Raw genomic sequence first — 20,690 nt, 5'->3', positions numbered from 1 at the left:
AATGGCGCCCATTTTGTGCAGGCACCTCGAAAGTTCGAAGCATCAGTGTGAGGCTGCTTTCCAAAAATGTGCGGAGCCATGGATGGCGGAGCAGAAGCGCCACAAGGATGTGCCGCAAGGAGCGGTTTTTGGAAAGCAGCCTCACACTTGATGCCGCCACCAAAACTCAAAGGCCAGATAAAAGAAAACCCCGCCGAAGCAGGGTTCTCTATAACTACAGCAGTGAAAAACAATCAGCTCAGAAGCTTGATCATCACACCCGCTGCAACAGCAGAGCCGATAACACCAGCCACGTTCGGACCCATTGCGTGCATCAGCAGGAAGTTCTGCGGGTTGGCTTCCAGGCCCACCTTGTTGGACACCCGCGCTGCCATCGGCACCGCAGACACCCCGGCAGAACCGATCAGCGGGTTGATCTGCTCTTTGCTCAGCTTGTTCATCAGCTTCGCCATCAGAACACCCGAAGCAGTACCCACACCGAAGGCCACAATACCCAGGCCCAGAATACCCAGGGTCTGGCCATCCAGGAACTTGTCCGCCATCAGCTTGGAGCCAACGGACAGACCCAGGAAAATGGTCACGATGTTGATCAGTGCGTTCTGGGCAGTATCGCTCAAACGCTCTACCACGCCACACTCACGCATCAGGTTACCGAAGCAGAACATACCCAGCAGCGGAGCCGCATCCGGCAGGAACAGAACCACGGCAATCAGCACCACCAGCGGGAAGATGATCTTCTCTTTCTTGCTCACCGGGCGCAGCTGGCTCATCTTGATCTTGCGCTCCTGCTCGGAGGTCAGCGCCTTCATGATCGGCGGCTGAATCATCGGCACCAGCGCCATGTAGGCGTAGGCCGATACCGCAATCGCACCCAGAAGGTGTGGAGCCAGAACACTGGATACATAGATGGACGTCGGGCCGTCAGCACCACCGATGATACCGATGGCCGCCGCTTCCAGAATGTTGAAGTCCAGAACGCCGGTCCAGTCCAGCAGGGCCGCACCCAGTACTGTACCGAAGATACCGAACTGAGCCGCTGCACCCAGCAGCAGGGTCTTGGGGTTTGCCAGCAGCGGGCCGAAGTCGGTCATCGCGCCGACACCCATGAAGATCAACAGCGGGCCAACGGTACTGCCGATTACCACGGAGTAGAAGTTGTACAGCATACCGTTGCCGTAGCCGTAATCCTGGGCGATGGAATTGGCCATGGCCATTTCAGAGTAGCTGGCTTCCTTGACCGCTTCCTTGAAGATATCTTTCAGCTCCGGGGTCACCGCCTGGCCGGCCTGGTAGGCCACGTCCAGGGGCGCCGCCAGGGCCGCCAGAATCTCGGTACTGCCATTCTTCAAAGAAAAGTGGATGGCATTTTCCGCCGCAGTCAGGGCCAGCCCTGCCTCCGGAATATTCGCCAGGATACCGCCGAACCCGATGGGGACCAGCAGCAGTGGCTCGAACTTCTTGTTGATCGCAAGATAGAGGAGCAGCAGGCCGATGGCGATCATCACCACCTGGCCGAGCTCGATATTGAACAGGCCACTACCTGTCCACAGTGTCATCATTTTATCCATGGAATGCTGGCCCTTATGCGATTGTCAGCATTTCATCATCAACGGAGACGGCATCCCCCTCCTTGATGAAGACTTCACCGATGGTACCGGCCTTGGGTGCGCGCACCTCGGTTTCCATTTTCATGGCTTCGAGGATAATCATCACATCGCCCTCTTCCACGGTGTCACCCGGAGAGACGTGCACCTTCCAGATGTTGCCGCCCAGAGGCGCCAGTACAGGCTCGCCGTCACCCGCGGCCGGAGCAGCTGCCGCCGGTGCGGAAGACGCACCACCCTGGCCTTCGATCTGGCTGATTTCGCCACCTTCGTTCACGGCCACCACATACTTCTGGCCATTCACTTCCACGGTGTAGGTCTCAGGACCTGCGGCTTTCTTGGCCGGTGCTACGTCGTCAGCACTCGGTACCGGCTCGAACGCATCCGGGTTGCCACGGTTTTCCAGGAACTTCAGGCCAATCTGCGGGAACAGGGCGTAGGTCAGAACGTCGTCCACTTCCTGCTCGGCCAGCTTGATACCCTTTTCCTTGGCGATGTCTTTCAGCTCGGCGGTCAGCTTGTCCATTTCCGGCTCGATTTTGTCAGCCGGGCGGCAAGTGATCGCTTCTTTGCCATCCAGAACCCGCTCCTGCAGCTCCTTGTTGAACGGCGCCGGTGCAGAACCGTACTCACCCTTCAGGATGGCGGCGGTTTCCTTGGAGATCGACTTGTAGCGCTCGCCGGTCAGTACGTTCAGTACCGCCTGGGTGCCCACAATCTGGGAAGTCGGGGTTACCAGCGGGATATAGCCCAGGTCTTCACGTACCTTGGGAATCTCGGCCAGCACCTGGTCGAACTTGTCGCTGGCGTTCTGCTCTTTCAGCTGGCTTTCCATGTTGGTCAGCATGCCGCCAGGAACCTGGGCAATCAGGATGCGGGAATCGACGCCTTTCAGGCTGCCTTCGAACTTGGCGTACTTCTTACGCACTTCGCGGAAGTAAGACGCGATTTCTTCCAGCAGGTTCAGGTCCAGGCCGGTATCGCGGTCGGTCCCTTCCAGGATCGCCACAATCGCCTCGGTGGGCGAATGGCCGTAGGTCATACTCATGGAGGAGATGGCCGCATCCACGTTATCAATGCCGGCTTCGGCGGCTTTGATTGCGGTGGCGGTGGACATGCCGGTGGTGGCATGGCACTGCATGTGAATGGGGATATCCAGCTCTTTCTTCAGACGGCTGACCAGGTCGTAAGCCACGTAAGGCTTCAGCAGACCGGCCATGTCCTTGATGGCGATGGAATCGGCCCCCATGTCGGCGATTTCCTTGGCCAGCTCAACCCAGTTCTCGATGGTGTGTACCGGGCTGGTGGTGTAAGAAATCGTACCCTGGGCGTGCTTGCCGGTCTGGCGAACGGCCTTGATGGCGGTGGCCAGGTTGCGGGGGTCGTTCATCGCATCAAAAATACGGAACACGTCTACGCCGTTTTCGGCGGCACGGTCTACAAACCGCTCTACCACGTCATCCGCATAGTGACGGTAGCCCAGAAGGTTCTGGCCGCGCAGCAGCATTTGCTGGGGCGTGTTGGGCATGGCTTTTTTCAGCTCGCGGATGCGATCCCAGGGGTCTTCACCCAGGTAACGGATACAGGAATCAAAGGTAGCACCACCCCAGGATTCGAGGGACCAGAAACCGACTTTGTCGAGTTTCTCGGCAATCGGCAGCATGTCATCCAGCCGCATGCGGGTGGCCAGCAGGGATTGGTGGGCGTCACGCAGAATTACGTCCGTAATCCCAAGCGGTTTTTTCGTGTCAGTCATCGTGTCAGCCTTCTGTTAAAAGGTTCTAATCTGTACCAGGGTCACTTCTTGTGGCGTGCCCGGTATTGTGCAATCGCCTTCTTGATGGCCTCGGCGGTGTCAGGGTCAACCGACGTGGGCGCCTTCGGCTTGGCACGTGGCGTTCTGGCCGGGGTTGCCGGCTCTGGCGGCGCAAACCGCAGAATGATTTTGGACATCAGGCCGGTCGCGAATACCAGGATAACCAGGAACACGAACACGAAACCCATGCCGGCGATCATCAGCTCAACGGCTTGTGACATCAGGTCATTCATAGCGAACAGCTACCTGTATTGGTTTGTGTGATTTCCCCGGATTACCACCAGGCCAAATAAGACCAAAGTCTTATGGCCCAAAAAAGCAAAACGGGATGCAAAATCCTGCGTAATTTACCGGTTTCATTGATCAGGAGCAACCTAAAGGACACATTTCTATAGGGAGTTTCCGAGCGCTCCGGCCTGAAAAGACAACTGAAGAGCCACTTTATTCAAAGTGCGATTACGCGAAGCGAACGCGTATTTTCCTGCCTTTCACCTTACCTGCTTCAAGCCTGGCGAGCGCCTTATCTGCCCACTCTACCTGCACCGCAACAAAGCACTGGAAATCGAACAGATCAATTTTGCCTACCGCAGAGCCGGGAATGCCTGCGTCACCGGTGAGCGCTCCCAGAACATCACCGGGGCGAACCTTTTCTTTGCGGCCTCCGGCCAGGCACAGCGTTTTCATTGGCGGGCGTACCGGGCGCACCCGTTCTGCCAACAGCCCGGCCGTATCACCCCACTCCGCGGACTTTGCCCGATCAGCTTCCAGACGGGTTATCTTGTGCCCCTGCTTCGGTGTGCACAGCGTAATCGCATGGCCTTGCTCACCCGCCCGGCCGGTACGCCCGATGCGGTGGGTGTAAACTTCCGGATCCCGCGCAGGCTCGGCATTGATCACCAGCGGCAGGCCCTTGATGTCCAGCCCCCGGGCCGCCACATCCGTAGCCACAAGCACGGTGCAGCTCTGGTTGGCAAACTTCACCAGCGTGCCATCCCGGTCTTTCTGGTCGAGGTCACCGTGCAAAGACAAGGCAGCAAACCCCAACCGGGAAAGCTCGTCGGCCAGCTCATCACAGTCGCGCTTGGTGGTACAGAACACCAGGCTGGCCGATGGCTGGAAACGCGAAAGCAAGGCCGCCACGGCAGCAACCTGCTGATCCGGCGCGATTTCATAGAACAGCTCTTCAATATCCGGCCCGGATTCCTGCGCCTCAACCCGCACATCTTCCGGCTCGGACTGGAAGCGTTCACTGATGGTACGGATCGCGTCTGGCCAGGTAGCCGAAAACAACAGTGTCTGGCGATTACGTGGCGTCTGCGAAAGAATTGAAGTCATCACTTCTTCAAAACCCATGTCCAGCATCCGGTCTGCTTCATCCAGCACCAGGGTTTTCAGGCGGTCCAGGTTCAAGGTGCCCTTGCGAAGGTGGTCCTCCACCCTGCCCGGTGTGCCCACCACAATATGGGCACCGTGGCTAAGCGAACCAATCTGCGGGCCAATGGGCACACCGCCACACAGGGTAAGCACCTTTACATTTTCCTTTGCCCGAGCCAGCTCCCGAAGGGCCTTGGCCACCTGGTCTGCCAGCTCCCGGGTAGGACACAGCACCAGCGCCTGTACCGCGAACTGCTTCGGCTGCAGCTTTTCGATCAGCGGTATTCCGAAGGCCGCGGTCTTGCCGCTGCCGGTCTGGGCCATGGCAATCACATCCCGGCCAGCCATGGCCGGCGGCATGGCTTTTACCTGAATACCGGTTGGCTGCGTGTAATTCAGCCGGTCAAGGTTGGCCTGCATGGCAGGCGACAGTCCCAGCTCTTTGAAAGAAGACATAAAAAATCCGTGAGGTGAAGTAAACGTGGGTTATTGAGTGCGCACTGACGGCGTATACTGAACAGATAATTGCTGAAGTTTATCACGAATCCACGGAGTCACTGATGGCGTCTTTGCAGGAACAACTTATGAAAGCCGGGCTGGCTGATGAGAAAAAGGCCCGGGCCATTCGCAGCGAAAAGCGTAAACAGCGGAAACAACAGCCGAAAGGCGCTGCCCAGGTGAATGAAGCCGAAGAGCGCGCACGCAAGGCGAGGCAGGAACAGGCCGAAAGGGATCGTCAGCTGAACCTGGAACGGCAGAAAGAAGCCGAGAAAAAAGCCATCCAGGCCCAGATTCGCCAGCTGATCGAAACCAACCGACTGGATCGCAGCCGGGGCGAGACGTCTTACCAGTTTGTTGACGGCAAGAAGATCAAGAAAATCCTGGTGGACGACAAGATGGTTGACCAGCTTTCGAGGGGGCGGCTGGCCATCGTCGCCCTTGGCGAAAACTACGAAGTTGTCCCGGACAAGGTGGCACGCAAGATTATGGAACGGGATGAAGCCGCCGTTATCTCAATGCATGAGCGGAAACAGGACGACGCCGGCGAAGACGATCCGTACGCGGGTTATGAGATTCCCGACGATTTGATGTGGTAACAGAAACAAAAAGCCCCGCACTTGGCGGGGCTTTTTGTTTAATATGGCGCGGCTGGGAGGATTAGGCGGGCCTTCGGCCCTTCCCCTTCGGGGCCGCCGTCGCGCTGCTCCGGCGTTCCTCAACCCACTTCGCGGGTTTCGGTCGAACCTCTATCGGTTCAAATCCTCCCAGCTATACAACGCAAAACGCCTCAACCTGTGGGGTACACAAACTGAGGCGCTTTGACTTTAATATGGCGCGGCTGGGAGGATTCGAACCTCCGACCGCCTGGTTCGTAGCCAGGTACTCTATCCAGCTGAGCTACAGCCGCTTGAAACTGATTGGCGAAAATTGGCGCGGCTGGGAGGATTCGAACCTCCGACCGCCTGGTTCGTAGCCAGGTACTCTATCCAGCTGAGCTACAGCCGCACAATCTTTCGCAGTGGTTGAATGCTACTTCAACCGGTTCTCGCCTTTCCGCTGGGAAATGGCGGAGAGGGAGGGATTCGAACCCTCGGTACGATTGCTCGTACGGTTCCTTAGCAGGGAACTGGTTTCAGCCACTCACCCACCTCTCCTTGAGAACGGGGCGTATACTACCATAATTTTTCTGTTTTCATAGGGTTGACACGATATTTTTCTAACCGATTTTCCCCATTATTAAAAAAGCCGCTCAGGTTTCCCTTGAGCGGCTTTCTTTCTGATCAACGATTGCCCGGTTCCGGCTCGTCAGAGCCTTTTTCGGACTGAATTCGCTGATAGATTTCTTCGCGGTGAACGGCAACATCTTTAGGTGCGTTAACACCGATGCGAACCTGGTTCCCCTTCACTCCGAGAACGGTAACAGTAATTTCGTCACCGATCATCAGAGTTTCGCCAACGCGGCGAGTCAAAATCAACATATCCCTTTCTCCCTATTCCAAAGCTACCTGTTCCGACTACATTTCTATGTACTTGTTGCTTTTATAATGAGATCACCGCGAAGTCTAAAGGCGGAATAATACTTATACAATCTCCAACCTCTATAGATTTCATCAATGACCTTCAGGAGGAAGCAAAGGGCACCCTGCCCTCACATTCCTTCTTCTACTACCCCGGACTTGTCCAGCTCGAAGGCACTGTGCAGTGCGCGAACGGCCAGTTCGAGATATTTCTCGTCGATCACCACGGAAATCTTGATTTCCGATGTGGAGATCATCTGAATATTGATGCCTTCGTTAGACAGCGCTTCGAACATTTTAGTTGCAACGCCGGCATGGGAACGCATGCCAACACCCACAATGCTCACCTTCGCAATCTTGGTGTCGCCGCCCACTTCACCGGCACCGATTTCAGTGCTGATGCCGCGCAGAACGTCCTGGGCACGCTTGAAATCATTACGGTGAACCGTGAAGGTGAATGCGGTTTTGTTATCCTCACCCACGTTCTGGACAATCATGTCCACCTCGATGTTGGCATCGCTCACCGGCTTGAGAATCCGCAGAGCGCTGCCCGGAGTGTCAGGCACTCCGGAGATGGTCAGTTTGGCTTCATCACGGTTAAAGGCAATGCCGGAAACAACCGGTTGTTCCATGGCGTTCTCATCCTCAAAAGTAATCAGGGTACCCTCGCCTTCTGCGAAGCTGGACAGCACCCTTAATGGAACATTGTATTTACCTGCAAATTCGACGGCCCGGATCTGGAGCACTTTCGAGCCCAGACTGGCCATCTCAAGCATTTCTTCGAACGTAATTCGCTCAAGCCGGCGCGCGCTGTCTACTACCCGTGGGTCGGTCGTATAAACGCCGTCAACATCGGTGTAAATCTGGCACTCGTCCGCCTTCAGCGCCGCGGCCAAGGCAACGGCTGTGGTATCGGAACCACCGCGGCCCAGCGTGGTGATATTGCCTCGCTCATCAACACCCTGGAAACCGGCAACCACAACAACCCGACCTGCATCCAGATCCGCGCGCATGTTCTGCTCATCGATATCTTTAATGCGTGCCTTGGTGTGGCTGCTGTCCGTCAGTATCCGCACCTGGGAGCCGGTATAAGACCGGGCATCACAGCCGCGTTTCTGCAGCGCCATAGACAACAGGGCGATAGTGACCTGCTCACCGGTGGAAACCAGCACGTCCATTTCGCGGGGCGTGGGCTCTTCCATAATGTCGTTAGCCAGGGCAATCAGGCGATTGGTCTCGCCGCTCATAGCGGAGACCACCACCACAATGTCGTGACCATCTTTGCGGAACTGACACACCTTGTCAGCGACCGCTTCAATCCGTTCGGTTGTGCCGACGGATGTACCACCAAATTTCTGAACCAACAGAGCCATGCTTTCCCAAACTCCGAAACGGGCCTTACAGCGGAGCCAGGCTCCGCCAGTCAAATAAAGCGGGCGGAATTATAAACCTCCGCCCGCTTCCGAAAACAGTTGCTTATCCGATATTTTGCTCGACCCAGCCCGGAACTCCGGCCAGGGCTTCTGCCAGCTTGGACGGATCGTTACCACCGCCCTGAGCCATATCCGGGCGACCACCGCCTTTACCATCTACCTGGGCACACAGATGCTTCATCAGGTCGCCAGCCTTGATGCGGCCAGTGGCTGACTTGGTTACGCCGGCAACCAGCGTCACCTTGCCATCCTCCACAGTGGCCAGCACCACCACACCCTCGCCCAGCTTGTTCTTCAACTGGTCAGCGGTTTCCATCAGGGCCTTGCGGTCTGCACCTTCCAGCTCTGCTGCCACAACCTTCAATCCGGCAACCTCAACCGCATTACCAGCAAGGTCGCTACCGGCGGAGCTTGCCAGCTTGGCCTTCAGGCCATCCATGTCTTTTTCCAGCTGACGGTTGCGGTCGAGAACCTGCTGAACTTTCTCCACGACAGTCTCGCGGGTGCCCTTAACCAGGCGGGCGGTTTCACGCAGGGTGCGCTCGGTGGCGTCCAGCCATTCCAGGGCGCCGAAGCCGGTCACCGCTTCAATACGGCGAACGCCGGAGGAAATACCGCTCTCGGAGGTAATACGGAACAAACCGATATCGCCGGTGCGGGATACGTGGGTACCGCCACACAGCTCAACAGAATAGTGATCGGTACCCATGCTCAGAACCCGAACCACATCGCCGTACTTCTCGCCGAACAGCGCCATAGCGCCCTTGGCCTTGGCCGTTTCCATATCGGTAACGTCGATCTCAACCGGGGTGTTTTCCAGTACCTGCTCGTTCACCTGGCGTTCGATTTCTTTCAGCTGCTCGGCAGTGACCGCCTCGAAATGGGAGAAGTCGAAACGCAGTTTGTCGGGGTCTACCAGGGAACCTTTCTGGGTTACATGCTCACCCAGAACATTGCGCAGTGCTGCGTGCAGCAGGTGCGTGGCGGAGTGGTTACGCTTGGTGCGTTCACGGCGGGCGTGGTCAATACGCGCGTCAACTTCCAGCCCCGGGAACAGCTCACCTTCTACCAGCGTGCCCACGTGCAGGTGGTTATCGCCTTCTTTGCGGGTGTCGGTTACCTTGAACCGGCCACCGCTCCAGGTCAGCAGGCCGGTGTCACCCACCTGGCCGCCGGATTCTGCGTAGAACGGAGTACGCTCCAGCACCACAACACATTCGTCACCGGCTTCGGCGGTTTTCTCTTCGCCATTCACCAGAACGGTGCGGATTCGCTCGTGGCCGTCGATGTGGTCGTAACCGGTAAACTCGGTTTTCCCTTCGATGGTGATGCCTGCGGCGTTGTAATCAATGCCGAACTTGCTCGCAGCCCGGGCACGGTCACGCTGGGCTTCCATGGCCTTTTCGTAGCCTTCATAGTCTAGGGTCAGGCCGCGCTCGCGGGCGATATCGTTGGTCAGGTCTACCGGAAAGCCGTAGGTGTCGTACAGGGTAAATACGGTTTCGCCGGGAATTTCAGTGCCCTTCAGCTCGGCAATATCCTGTTCCAGCAGGCGCAGGCCTTTGTCCAGGGTCTTGGCGAACTGCTCTTCTTCTTGCAGCAGTACTTTTTCGATCTGCTTGCGGCTGCTGACCAGTTGCGGATAGGCATCGCCCATCAGTTCAACCAGGGCACAGGTAAGCTTGTAGAAGAACGGTTCGTTCGCACCCAGCTTGTTACCGTGGCGGGCTGCACGGCGGATGATTCGGCGCAGCACAAAGCCACGACCTTCGTTGGACGGCATCACGCCATCGGCAATCAGGAAGGCACAGGAACGGATGTGGTCGGCCACGACGCGCAGTGAGGCCTCGGTAGTGGCTGCACCACCCAGAATCCCGGAAGCGGCTTTCAGCAAATCCTGGAACAGGTCGATTTCATAGTTGCTGTGAACGCCCTGCAACACCGCAGCAATTCGCTCCAGGCCCATACCGGTATCCACAGAAGGCTTGGGCAGGTTCAGCATCTCGCCATCGGCGGTGCGGTTGTACTGCATGAACACCACGTTCCAGATCTCGATGTAGCGGTCGCCGTCTTCCTCCGGGCTACCAGGAGGGCCGCCCGCTACGTCCGGGCCGTGGTCATAGAAGATTTCGGTGCAGGGGCCGCAGGGACCGGTGTCACCCATCTGCCAGAAGTTGTCGGAGGCGTAGCGCGCACCCTTGTTGTCGCCAATGCGGACAATGCGCTCTGTTGGAACGCCAACTTCTTTGTTCCAGATATCAAAGGCTTCGTCGTCTTCGGCGTAAACCGTTACCCACAGCTTTTCCTGGGGCAGGTTCAGGTGCTTCTCACCGGTCAGGAAGGTCCAGGCAAAGTTAATGGCCTCGCGCTTGAAGTAATCGCCGAAGCTGAAGTTGCCCAGCATTTCGAAGAAGGTATGGTGGCGGGCGGTATAACCCACGTTCTCCAGGTCGTTATGCTTGCCGCCGGCGCGCACACACTTCTGGGACGATGTTGCCCGGTTATAGTCGCGCTCTTCACGGCCAAGGAAGGTATCCTTGAACTGGTTCATGCCAGCGTTGGTGAACAACAGTGTCGGGTCGTCTGCCGGTACCAGCGAACTGCTCGGCACAATGGTGTGACCTTGCTGTTTGAAATATTCCAGAAACGCCTGTCGCAACTCTGCGGTTTTCATAGACCTTTGATACCTTTGAAATAGCAATACTTACATGCGTGTGCAAATCCGCTACTCTAGCACACGCCGAGAACAGGAAAAACGTGAAACCTCACAGGAGACCCCATGCCCCGACGCTTTCATGACGCCGAGCAACTGCTGCCACCGGCAACCGCCCTCAAGCGGGCTCTGGCGATTATTTACGATGGCCTGATCAGTATTGCGGTCCTGCTGGTCGCCACCTGGATTTATACCATGATTGCCGGGTGGATTACGGGCTGGGACAAGTACGAACAAATGGCTGAGGCCGGCCAGCTCTCGGGCGATCCGGGGCTCACCTTCGTGCTCTTCCTGGTGCTGTATCTGTTCTTTGCCTACTTCTGGACCCGCATTGGCCAGACCCTGGGTATGCAGGTATGGCGGGTTCGGATCGAAAACCTGGACGGTACTTCAGTCAGCTGGACCCAGGCCCTGTTTCGTTACGGCACAGCTTCGGCGGTGGTTTTCCTCACCATGCTGGCAAGCCATTACATCGGTACCGTTACCCTGCTGATCAGCGTTCCCGCCATTATCGCCCTGTTCTACCCGATCAACGGACTGTCACTGACCGACCGGGCCTCCAACAGCGTTGTGGTTCAGGTAGAAAAAGCCGCGAAAAAGTAAGCCTTCCGGGCCGGTTCAGCCGGCCCTTCTCATCAGCACCGCACCCACCACGGCATTGATGGCAATCGGCGCCAGTACAGCAATCATGGGGTTAAAGCCGTACACCATGCTCATGGGCCCGAGCAGATCCTGCATGTATTTGAACAACAAACCCACCAGCAAGCCGGTAAACACCCGGAAGCCCATGGTTACAGAACGCAGGGGGCCGAACACAAAGGAAATCGCCACCAGCACCATCACCGCCGTACCCAGCGGCATCAGTGCTTTCTTCCAGAACGCCAGCCAGTACTGTGCCGCCGTCAGCCCTTGCTCCCCCAGATAGGTGGAGTAGGTATACAGGCCACTCATCGACAGGTTTTCCGGCTTCACAATCAGCACACTCAATACGTCCGGCGACAAGCCGGTATCCCAGCGCAGGGTTTCGTGGGCTTCCCGCACCGTTTGTTCACCCTCCATGCGAGTGACCACCACGTTCTCCAGCAACCAGTGATCACCCTGGAACACCGCCCGCTCGGAAAAGCTGGACTGCTCCAGCTGGCGCTGATCATCAAACCGGAACAACGAAACCCCTACCAGGCCGCCATCCGGCTGCACCGCATTCAGGTGCATAAAGGTATTGCCTTCCCGGTGCCAGACACCGTGGGCCGATGCCACATTCTTGCCAGCCCCTAGGGCAATAGCCTTGTCGCTCTGGGCGAGCCGTTCGGTGTTGGGTGCCACGTATTCACCAATCGCCACACCCAACAACACAATAACCAGCGCCGGCTTCATGGCAGACCAGACAATCCGCTTCAGCGACACCCCGGCGGCGCGAATCACCGTTAGCTCCGACGAACTCGCCATGGCCCCCAGCCCAACCAGGCACCCCATAAAAGCGCCAAGCGGCAGGTAATCGTAGATCCTGCGGGGCAAGGTGAGCGCCACGTACCAAAGCGCCTGCACCGTCTGGTAATCGTTGTGGGTATCTTCCAGCTCGGCAATGAAGGCGAAGATCACATCCAGCGACAGCACCACCACCATCACCAGGAACATGGCACCGCCAACGGTGCGCATTACATAGTTGTCGATCTTACGCACTGGCACGGCCCTCCTTCTCCAGCCGGCGGCGATGCAGCCAGGCCGGCCCGAAATGCAGCCATAACCCTAGCGCCAGGAACAGCGCGTGCACCCAGAGCATGCCGATCCACTCCGGCACCTTGCCGTCTGCCAGTGCGTCCCGGGCCACGATCAGAAGGCCCAGATAGGTGATGTACACGAGCATTGCAGGCAAAAGATGGAAGAACCGGCCCTGCCGGGGATTCACCCGGCTCAGACGAACCGCCAGCAGGGTAACGATCGGAACGATTAACGGCAGGGAGAAGCGCCAGTGCAACAGGGCGCGATCTTCAAGGTTGTCTGATCGCCATAGATCCAGGGTACTGATGCCCTCTTCCAGCTCGCGATCACCCGCTTCGCCGGCCTGGATCTTGAGGCCATAGGCCTCGAACCGGGTTACGTTGTAATTCAGCTGCCCCGGCATGCCCTGAAAGCGGCCGCCTTCTTCCAGAATCAGGAACCGGCTGCCGGTTTTCTCGTCGATCAACTCCGAACCGGTCTCTGCTGTAATCAGGGTAACGCCTTCACCGTTGCGACCGTGCTCGGCAATGAACACACCCTGCAGCTCACGCTTGTCGTCACTGAGCGCTTCGGTATAGGTCACCCGGGTACCGGAGCTGAGATCCTGGAATCGCCCGGGCGCGAGCATTTCAAACTCGGTGGCTTTGCGCTGTTCGTTGAAAATATGTTCCACCTGCTTCATACCCCAGGGTGAGATAAACAGGCTCATTGCGCCCACCACCAGCATCACCGGCAGCGCACCCACCAGGGTTTTCTGCAACAGCTCCCGCTCGCTGACGCCGCAGGCGAACAGCACCGTCATCTCGCTTTCCAGGTACATCCGGCCGTAGGCCAGCAGAATGCCGATAAACAATCCCAAGGGCAGGATCAGCTCCAGAAAACCGGGGAAACGGTAGCCCATAATGGCGAACAACACGCCCGCTGCCAGCTCGCCTTCAGCCGCACTCGCCAGGTACTTGATAAACCGGCCGCTCATGAACACCAGCAACAAAATGCCGGAAACAGCAAGCATGCTGACCATGATCTGGCGGATGAGGTAACGGAAAATGATGCTCAAACTGATCTCTCTGGCCGCGCCCTTTCAGGAGATGGAGGATAAGAGGAACTGCGCGTATTCTATGTAACCTTGGGAATGAATGACAGTACAGGAACAACTCGTTAAAGCCATCGTAACGATAAGGCCTTATCGCTTGATTATTCGCGGCTTTGCCCCAATCCTTATTAACATTCGATCAAACCCGCCCGGCGCGGACCTAAACAGAATAACCTGACAACGGGAGTTGCCATGAATTTCAGCCTGAGCAGTAAAGCCATTGCCGCCACCAAAACCGATTGCCTGGTCATCGGCCTCCCCGAAAAAGGTACCTGGCCTGACACCACAACACAGGCAGACGAAACCCTGGGCGGGCTGATCAAGCAACTCGAAAAAGCTGGCGACCTGACCGGCAAGAATGCTTCAGTTAACACCATCCCGCTGGTCGACCAGCCCTGGCAGCGCCTGGTTGTGGTCGGCACCGGCAAAGATGCAGACCGCACACCGGCCAACTTCCGCAAAGCCCTGATCGCCATGATGGGCGCCCTGAAAGACGGCCCGTCCAAAAACGCCCTGATCTGCCTGGCCGACACGGCCCTGCAGGGCGAAGATGCTGTCAGCAACGAAGAAGCGCGCCTGAACCTGATTGGCCGCATCCTGGAAGACCAGCTGTACAGCTTCACCGGTTTCAAAAGTGAAAAGCCTGCGGCCCGCAAGCTCAAGAAAGTGACCGTACAGGCCTCCGGTGCCGGCAAAGCCCTGAAAGATGCCTTCAACCTGGGCCTGTCCACCGGCCGCGGCATGAACTACACCAAGGATCTGGGTAACACCCCGCCCAACATCTGCCACCCGGTATGGCTGGCCGAACAGGCACAGGCCATGGCCAAGGAACACGACTGCATCAAGACCGAAGTGCTTGATGAAAAGCAGATGGAAAAGATGGGTATGAACACCATCCTGGCCGTGGGCAAAGGCTCCAAGCAGCCCCCGCGCCTGATCGTGATGGAATACCGTGGCGGCAAGGCCAAAGACAAGCCCTACGTACTGGTGGGTAAAGGCATCACCTTCGACACCGGCGGCATCAGCCTCAAGCCCGGCGAAGGCATGGACGAGATGAAGTACGACATGGGCGGTTCCGCCAGCGTATTCGGCGCCATGAAAGTACTGGCTGAGACCAAGCCCAAAATCAACGTAGTCGCGGTGATTGCTGCCGCCGAGAACATGCCGGATGGCGGCGCCTCCCGCCCGGGCGACATCGTAACCACCCTGAGCGGCATGACCGTTGAAATCCTCAACACCGACGCCGAAGGCCGCCTGGTACTGTGCGACGCCCTCACCTACGTGAAGAAATTTGACCCGGCTGCCGTAGTCGACATGGCCACCCTCACCGGCGCCTGCATCATCGCCCTGGGCAACCACGCCACCGGCCTTCTGTCCAACAACGACGAACTGGCCAACGAACTGCTGGCCGCCGGCGAGCGCACCGGCGACCGCGCCTGGCGCCTGCCGCTCTGGGACGAATACCAGAGCCAGCTCGACAGCAACTTCGCCGACATGGCCAACATCGGCGGCCGGCCGGCCGGCACCATCACCGCTGCCTGCTTCCTGAGCCGGTTTGCCAAAGACTACCGCTGGGCCCACCTGGACATCGCCGGTACCGCCTGGAACTCCGGCAAAGCCAAAGGCGCCACCGGCCGCCCGGTACCCCTGCTGGTCGACTACCTGATGTCCCATGCAGGATAACCAGCCAACCCCTACTCCGGAGCCCGGCAGCCCAGCTGCCGGCCCCTCCGGCCGGGACGAAAAAAACCAACGCTACTGGTTCCACATCCTAGCCCAGAACACCCCCGCCGCCCGCAACCTCCACGCCGCCAAACTGGTGGACAAAGCCTGGCAGCAGGGCGACCGCGTGTGCATCCTCTGCGACACCGAAGAGCACGCCAAAGAACTCGACGACCTGCTGTGGAACTTCACCCCTGAAGCCTACATCCCCCACAGCATCGCCAAAGACCCGACCACCCCCTGCACCGACCCTGTCGGCATCCTGCTCTACCCGCCGGCGGCTACGGACTGGGATACCGTTATTGTGCTGTCCTCGACGTTGCCCGACGACGCTGACCAGTACGGTCGCCTGGCGCTGGTGGCCCATAACGAACCGGGCGTATTGAACCTCGCTCGGGGGCATTACAAGCAACTGCGGGCGTTGGGGATTGAGGCTCGGGTGCATGATATGCGGCGGCGGTGATTTTTTTGCCACGGAAGACACGGAAAAACACGGAAAGATAAAATTTATTAGCCACGGACGCTCACGGACCCACACGGACAAAAACGAAAAAGAAAAAGCAATACTCACCAGCGACCAGCAAAAATTCGATCTGTGGGGTTGGGGACAGGCTTTCCAAAAATTTCGTAGGCCATGGATGGCCGGAGAGAAGCGCACATGGATGTGCTCGTAGCGGTTTTTGGAAAGCCTGTCCCCAACCTCACAAAGCACCAATCTAGCAGGCTACTGAACCCATACCGAAGCGCCGACGAGCGTCGAAGGTTCGCCGCAATCAAGGCGACCATGTATAATCGGCCAATTCAGAATTTCTCTATGTGAATCAACCAAAACGGTCACTGCATAATCCCATGGAAAAAACCTACCAGCCAGAAAACATCGAGCGCCAGTGGTACGAAAACTGGGAATCCAAAGGCTATTTCCGCCCCAGCGGAGAAGGCGATTCCTACAGCATCGCCATCCCGCCACCCAACGTGACCGGAAGCCTGCACATGGGCCATGCGTTCCAGCACACCATCATGGACACCCTCACCCGCTTCAAGCGCATGCAGGGCCGTAACGCATTGTGGACCGTGGGCACCGACCACGCCGGCATCGCCACCCAGATGGTGGTTGAGCGCAAACTGGCTGCAGAAGAAGACAAAACCCGCCACGACCTGGGCCGGGAAGAATTCATCAAGCGTATCTGGGACTGGAAAGAGCACTCCGGCGGCACCATCACCCGCCAGATGCGCCGTCTGGGTAATTCCGTGGACTGGAGCAACGAACGCTTCACCATGGACGATGGCTTCTACAAGGCCGTGCAGGAAGTGTTTATCCGCCTGTACGAAGACGGCCTGGTGTACCGCGGCAAGCGACTGGTGAACTGGGATCCGAAACTGCACACCGCCATCTCTGACCTTGAAGTCGAGAACAAGGAAGAAAAAGGTTTCTTCTGGCACCTGCGCTACCCGCTGGCCGACGGCCAGAAAACCCAGGACGGCAAAGACTACGTGATCGTCGCCACCACCCGCCCGGAAACCCTGCTGGGCGACACGGCCGTGGCCGTGCACCCGGACGACGAGCGCTACCAGCACCTGATCGGTCAGCATGTACTGCTGCCGCTGGTAAACCGCCGGATTCCCATCGTGGCCGACCACCACGCCGACCCGGAAAAAGGCTCCGGCTGCGTCAAGATCACCCCGGCGCACGATTTCAACGACTACGCCGTAGGCAAGCGCAACAACCTGCCGATGATCAACGTGATGACCCAGGATGCGAATATCCGGGACATCGCCGAGGTCTTCAACTCTGACGGCACCGAGAACACCGACATCGACGGCACCATGCCCAGAGCCTATGCCGGTCTGACCCGCGAGGCCGCCCGCAAGCAGATCGTGGCGGACATGGAAGCCGAAGGCCTGGTCGAGAAAATTGAAGACCACGTACTGAGCGTGCCCCGTGGCGACCGCTCCGGCCTGATCATCGAGCCGATGCTCACAGACCAGTGGTTCGCCGATGCCAAGACCCTGGCCAAGCCGGCCATCGAAGCTGTAGAAGACGGCCGTATCCAGTTTGTGCCCAAGCAGTACGAGAACATGTACTTTGCCTGGATGCGCGACATCCAGGACTGGTGTATCTCCCGCCAGCTCTGGTGGGGCCACCGGATTCCGGCCTGGTACGACGCCGAAGGCAACATCTATGTCGGCCGCAACGAAGACGAAGTACGCCAGAAGCACAACCTGGCTGCGGATCTGGAACTGAAACAGGACGACGACGTGCTGGACACCTGGTTCAGCTCCGCCCTGTGGACTTTCGGTACCCTCGGCTGGCCGGAGATCACCGAGCGCCTGAAAACCTTCCACCCCACGGACGTGCTGGTGACCGGTTTCGACATCATCTTCTTCTGGGTTGCCCGGATGATCATGATGACCATGCACTTCATGAAAAACGAAGACGGCACCCCGCAGGTGCCGTTCAAGACCGTTTACGTGACCGGCCTGATCCGGGACGAGCACGGCGACAAGATGTCCAAGTCCAAGGGTAACGTGATCGACCCGCTGGATATGATCGACGGTATCAGCCTGCCGGATCTGCTGGAAAAACGCACCGGCAACCTGATGCAACCGAAGCTGGCCGAAAAGATCGGCAAGCGCACCGAGAAGGAATTCCCGGAAGGCATCGCCGCCCACGGCACCGACGCCCTGCGCTTCACCCTGGCAGCCATGGCCACCACCGGCCGTGACATCAACTGGGACATGAAGCGCCTGGAAGGCTACCGCAACTTCTGCAACAAGCTGTGGAACGCGGCCCGCTACGTACTGATGAATACCGAAGGCGAAGACTGCGGTATCAACAACGAACCAGTAGAACTGTCCCTGGCGGACCGCTGGATCATCAGCGAGCTTCAGCACTGCGAGCAGGAAGTGATCCGTCACCTGGACCAGTACCGCTTCGATCTGGCCGCCTACGCCCTGTACGAATTCATCTGGAATGAGTATTGCGACTGGTATCTGGAACTGTCCAAGCCCGCCCTGAGTGACGACAGCGCCAGCGCCGAGGCCAAGCGCGGCACTCGCCGCACGCTGGTTCGGGTTCTCGAAGCAGTACTGCGCCTGGCGCATCCAATGATGCCGTTCATCACCGAAGAAATCTGGCAGCGCATCGCGCCGCTGGCCGGCAAACAGGGCGACAGCATCATGCTGCAGCCCTACCCGCAGCCGGACGCCAGCAAACAGGACGCCGCCGTGGCCGCGGATATTGAATGGTTGAAAGGGGTGATCGTTGCCGTGCGGAATATTCGCGGTGAGATGAACATCTCTCCGGGCAAGCCGGTGCCGGTGCTACTCAAAGGCGGCAACGCCGACGATCAGCGCCGCCTGAACGACAACCGCCAGTTCCTGATGTCCCTGGCCAAGCTGGAGAAGCTGGAATGGTTCGAGGGCGACAAGGCTCCCATGAGCGCCACCCAGCTGGTGGGCGAAATGGAAGTGCTGGTGCCCATGGCCGGCCTGATCGACAAGGACGCCGAACTCAAGCGCCTGGACAAGGAGCTGGAGCGCCTGAACAAGGAAATCGGCCGCCTGGAAGGCAAGCTGAACAACGAGAAGTTCACCGCCAAGGCTCCGGCTGAAGTGGTCGAGAAGGAAAAAGAGAAGCTGAAGGATGCCCAGGGCAGCCTGCAGCGACTGAGCGCACAGCGGGCTGAAATCGAGGCCATGTAAGGCCATGATTGCCATACTCGGCGCCGGCTCCATGGGCCGGCTCTGGGCCGCAACGCTACCTGCATGGCAGGTAGCGTTTGTGCCCCGCCCGGGCCAACGCCCGGAACCTGTCCACTACCGCTTTCAGCCCATCGAAGGCGAGCCATTCAACGTCACCGTTCCCTGGCTTCAACCCGGCCAGTCACCAGGCCTGTTACTGGTAACCACCAAAGCCGGCGATACCCTCGAAGCCCTCACGTCTGCCCTGCCCTCAGTGCCATCATCAACACCCATCGTGTTGTTCCAGAATGGACTCGGGAGCCAGCAACAAGTTGCCGAAACCTGGCCGGAAAGGCCTGTGCTCGCGGCCTCCACCACCGAAGGCGCCAACCGGCCGCAGGCAGGCCTGACGGTTCACGCCGGTCGCGGTACTACCTGGCTAGGTGCACTTAACCCTGCCGGGCAAGCCCATGTAGAACCGGTGGCGCAACAGCTTGCCACCAGCGGCCTGGCAGTCCAGCCGGAACAGGATATTCTCGGCCGGCTCTGGCAGAAACTGGTTATTAATGCCGGCATCAACGCCTTTACCGCCCTGCTCGACGGCCCCAACGGTGAGATTCTGGGCCAGCCGTTCTATCTGAAATGGATCGATCCGATGTGCCAGGAAATCAGCCAGCTTCTGGATGCCGCGGGGCAAACCTCCGTTACTCCGGATAGCCTGCGGGAAACCATCGAAGCCGTAGCCCGGAAAACCGCCGCAAACACGTCATCGATGCGCGCAGATATGCTGGCGGGCCGAGAAACCGAGATAGACTTCATCAACGGTTATCTAACTCGCCTGGGCCACCGGTACAACATTGCCGTACCAGTGAACCAAATGCTCACCGAACAGGTAAAACAACTCAACTGATCACTACAGAAGGGAGTTCAAACCATGGGTAATCGCCTGTCAAAGATCTACACCCGCACCGGAGACGATGGCTCTACCGGCCTGGCCGATGGCAACCGGATTGCCAAGAACGCCCAGCGAGTGGAAGCGATGGGAACCGCCGATGAGCTGAACTGCCATATCGGTATCCTGGTGGAAACCTTACCGGCGGATGATGCGCTGATTGAGGTGCTTCGCCGCATCCAGCACCACCTGTTCGATCTGGGCGGGGAATTTGCCATTCCGGGCAGCAAAGTCATCGGGGATGAGCACATCACCTGGCTGGAAACCACGCTGGACCATTACAACGAAGGCCTGCCTCCCCTGAAGAACTTCATCCTGCCCGGCGGCTCCACTGCTGCGGCTCATTGCCACATGGCCCGCGCTGTTTGCCGGCGCGCCGAGCGGGTAGTTGTGGCCCTGGGCCACGAAGACTCCATCAACACCGCCTCCCGCCACTATCTGAACCGGCTGTCCGACCTGCTGTTCGTAGTTGCGCGGGTACTGGCCCGCAGGGACGGCGCCCAGGAAATTCTCTGGGAGCAAAAAAAATCCGGTCTCTGAGGGCCGGATTCCTGCCTGCCGGGCA

General features: G+C 58.3%; 16 protein-coding genes and 3 tRNA genes. 7 read left to right on the top strand and 12 right to left on the bottom strand.

Annotated elements, in window-relative coordinates; translation table 11 throughout:
• Positions 1 to 233 precede the first annotated feature (233 nt).
• The 4 genes from LWH94_RS11740 to dbpA form a co-directional block, all read right to left on the bottom strand.
• Positions 234 to 1,568 (bottom strand): sodium ion-translocating decarboxylase subunit beta, encoded by a 1,335-nt coding sequence (locus LWH94_RS11740; RefSeq protein WP_332875491.1) that lies wholly within the window; start codon positions 1,566 to 1,568, stop codon positions 234 to 236.
• A gap of 13 nt (positions 1,569 to 1,581) precedes the next feature.
• Positions 1,582 to 3,360, bottom strand: coding sequence for a sodium-extruding oxaloacetate decarboxylase subunit alpha (gene oadA / locus LWH94_RS11735; protein WP_232902329.1), 1,779 nt, complete (start codon positions 3,358 to 3,360; stop codon positions 1,582 to 1,584).
• Between the two features lie 41 nt (positions 3,361 to 3,401).
• Complete coding sequence (locus tag LWH94_RS11730; RefSeq protein WP_094625654.1) at positions 3,402 to 3,653, bottom strand: OadG family protein; 252 nt, start codon at positions 3,651 to 3,653, stop codon at positions 3,402 to 3,404.
• Between the two features lie 223 nt (positions 3,654 to 3,876).
• Entirely contained in the window at positions 3,877 to 5,250 is a 1,374-nt protein-coding gene (gene dbpA, locus LWH94_RS11725) for an ATP-dependent RNA helicase DbpA (RefSeq protein ID WP_232902328.1), read from the bottom strand.
• 104 nt (positions 5,251 to 5,354) lie between these two features.
• Between dbpA and LWH94_RS11720 the strand changes: the two genes are divergently transcribed.
• Positions 5,355 to 5,891, top strand: a complete 537-nt coding sequence (locus tag LWH94_RS11720) for a DUF2058 domain-containing protein (protein ID WP_036219739.1) — start codon at positions 5,355 to 5,357, stop codon at positions 5,889 to 5,891.
• A gap of 234 nt (positions 5,892 to 6,125) precedes the next feature.
• Here the strand turns inward: LWH94_RS11720 and LWH94_RS11715 are convergent.
• The 6 genes from LWH94_RS11715 to alaS form a co-directional block, all read right to left on the bottom strand.
• Positions 6,126 to 6,202: transfer RNA gene (locus LWH94_RS11715), tRNA-Arg, on the bottom strand.
• 21 nt (positions 6,203 to 6,223) lie between these two features.
• Positions 6,224 to 6,300, bottom strand: a tRNA-Arg gene (locus LWH94_RS11710).
• Between the two features lie 59 nt (positions 6,301 to 6,359).
• A tRNA-Ser gene (locus LWH94_RS11705) sits at positions 6,360 to 6,449 on the bottom strand.
• Between the two features lie 126 nt (positions 6,450 to 6,575).
• Complete coding sequence (csrA, locus tag LWH94_RS11700; protein WP_022989559.1) at positions 6,576 to 6,773, bottom strand: carbon storage regulator CsrA; 198 nt, start codon at positions 6,771 to 6,773, stop codon at positions 6,576 to 6,578.
• 170 nt (positions 6,774 to 6,943) lie between these two features.
• Positions 6,944 to 8,185, bottom strand: a complete 1,242-nt coding sequence (locus LWH94_RS11695; RefSeq protein WP_058340610.1) for an aspartate kinase — start codon at positions 8,183 to 8,185, stop codon at positions 6,944 to 6,946.
• Between the two features lie 103 nt (positions 8,186 to 8,288).
• A complete protein-coding gene (gene alaS / locus LWH94_RS11690; protein WP_232902327.1) occupies positions 8,289 to 10,919 on the bottom strand; it encodes an alanine--tRNA ligase in 2,631 nt (876 codons plus the stop codon).
• A gap of 105 nt (positions 10,920 to 11,024) precedes the next feature.
• Here alaS and LWH94_RS11685 point away from each other — a divergent pair, with 105 nt between their 5' ends.
• Complete coding sequence (locus LWH94_RS11685) at positions 11,025 to 11,561, top strand: RDD family protein (protein ID WP_022989562.1); 537 nt, start codon at positions 11,025 to 11,027, stop codon at positions 11,559 to 11,561.
• A 15-nt stretch (positions 11,562 to 11,576) separates the two neighbouring features.
• Here LWH94_RS11685 and lptG read toward each other — a convergent pair whose 3' ends face one another.
• Together lptG and lptF are read right to left on the bottom strand one after the other, a co-directional pair.
• Complete coding sequence (gene lptG, locus LWH94_RS11680) at positions 11,577 to 12,638, bottom strand: LPS export ABC transporter permease LptG (protein WP_232902326.1); 1,062 nt, start codon at positions 12,636 to 12,638, stop codon at positions 11,577 to 11,579.
• Positions 12,631 to 13,734: an LPS export ABC transporter permease LptF gene (gene lptF, locus LWH94_RS11675; protein ID WP_232902325.1), complete on the bottom strand. Its 1,104-nt coding sequence runs from the start codon at positions 13,732 to 13,734 to the stop codon at positions 12,631 to 12,633. Before lptF ends, lptG begins: the two co-directional genes overlap by 8 nt.
• A gap of 228 nt (positions 13,735 to 13,962) precedes the next feature.
• Between lptF and LWH94_RS11670 the strand changes: the two genes are divergently transcribed.
• The 5 genes from LWH94_RS11670 (at position 13,963) to LWH94_RS11650 (ending at position 20,665) form a co-directional block, all read left to right on the top strand.
• Positions 13,963 to 15,453 carry a leucyl aminopeptidase gene (locus LWH94_RS11670; RefSeq protein ID WP_094625647.1) on the top strand — a complete coding sequence of 497 codons (1,491 nt, stop codon included), beginning with the start codon at positions 13,963 to 13,965 and terminating at the stop codon, positions 15,451 to 15,453.
• Complete coding sequence (locus tag LWH94_RS11665; protein ID WP_232902324.1) at positions 15,443 to 15,955, top strand: DNA polymerase III subunit chi; 513 nt, start codon at positions 15,443 to 15,445, stop codon at positions 15,953 to 15,955. The genes LWH94_RS11670 and LWH94_RS11665 overlap by 11 nt, the downstream gene beginning before the upstream one ends.
• A gap of 386 nt (positions 15,956 to 16,341) precedes the next feature.
• Entirely contained in the window at positions 16,342 to 19,194 is a 2,853-nt protein-coding gene (locus LWH94_RS11660; protein ID WP_232902323.1) for a valine--tRNA ligase, read from the top strand.
• A 4-nt stretch (positions 19,195 to 19,198) separates the two neighbouring features.
• The gene (locus LWH94_RS11655) at positions 19,199 to 20,083 is read left to right on the top strand and encodes a ketopantoate reductase family protein (protein WP_232902322.1); all 885 of its coding nucleotides are present in this window, start codon (positions 19,199 to 19,201) and stop codon (positions 20,081 to 20,083) included.
• A gap of 24 nt (positions 20,084 to 20,107) precedes the next feature.
• On the top strand, positions 20,108 to 20,665 hold the full coding sequence (locus LWH94_RS11650) for a cob(I)yrinic acid a,c-diamide adenosyltransferase (protein WP_232902321.1): 558 nt from the start codon (positions 20,108 to 20,110) through the stop codon (positions 20,663 to 20,665).
• Positions 20,666 to 20,690: the final 25 nt, after the last annotated feature.

Origin of the sequence: Marinobacter sp. G11, assembly GCF_021282325.1 — a bacterium.
GTDB lineage: Bacteria > Pseudomonadota > Gammaproteobacteria > Pseudomonadales > Oleiphilaceae > Marinobacter > Marinobacter vinifirmus.
Note: the sequence above shows the minus strand (reverse complement) of the source record. Positions and strands in the feature narration are given on the sequence as shown.

Excerpts from the sequence above, each read along its gene's own strand:
- LWH94_RS11740 (WP_332875491.1), bottom strand. The coding sequence starts at position 1,568 with ATGGATAAAATGATGACACTGTGGACAGGTAGTGGCCTGTTCAATATC.
- oadA (WP_232902329.1), bottom strand. The coding sequence starts at position 3,360 with ATGACTGACACGAAAAAACCGCTTGGGATTACGGACGTAATTCTGCGT.
- LWH94_RS11730 (WP_094625654.1), bottom strand. The coding sequence starts at position 3,653 with ATGAATGACCTGATGTCACAAGCCGTTGAGCTGATGATCGCCGGCATG.
- dbpA (WP_232902328.1), bottom strand. The coding sequence starts at position 5,250 with ATGTCTTCTTTCAAAGAGCTGGGACTGTCGCCTGCCATGCAGGCCAAC.
- LWH94_RS11720 (WP_036219739.1), top strand. The coding sequence starts at position 5,355 with ATGGCGTCTTTGCAGGAACAACTTATGAAAGCCGGGCTGGCTGATGAG.
- csrA (WP_022989559.1), bottom strand. The coding sequence starts at position 6,773 with ATGTTGATTTTGACTCGCCGCGTTGGCGAAACTCTGATGATCGGTGAC.
- LWH94_RS11695 (WP_058340610.1), bottom strand. The coding sequence starts at position 8,185 with ATGGCTCTGTTGGTTCAGAAATTTGGTGGTACATCCGTCGGCACAACC.
- alaS (WP_232902327.1), bottom strand. The coding sequence starts at position 10,919 with ATGAAAACCGCAGAGTTGCGACAGGCGTTTCTGGAATATTTCAAACAG.
- LWH94_RS11685 (WP_022989562.1), top strand. The coding sequence starts at position 11,025 with ATGCCCCGACGCTTTCATGACGCCGAGCAACTGCTGCCACCGGCAACC.
- LWH94_RS11670 (WP_094625647.1), top strand. The coding sequence starts at position 13,963 with ATGAATTTCAGCCTGAGCAGTAAAGCCATTGCCGCCACCAAAACCGAT.
- LWH94_RS11665 (WP_232902324.1), top strand. The coding sequence starts at position 15,443 with ATGCAGGATAACCAGCCAACCCCTACTCCGGAGCCCGGCAGCCCAGCT.
- LWH94_RS11660 (WP_232902323.1), top strand. The coding sequence starts at position 16,342 with ATGGAAAAAACCTACCAGCCAGAAAACATCGAGCGCCAGTGGTACGAA.
- LWH94_RS11655 (WP_232902322.1), top strand. The coding sequence starts at position 19,199 with ATGATTGCCATACTCGGCGCCGGCTCCATGGGCCGGCTCTGGGCCGCA.
- LWH94_RS11650 (WP_232902321.1), top strand. The coding sequence starts at position 20,108 with ATGGGTAATCGCCTGTCAAAGATCTACACCCGCACCGGAGACGATGGC.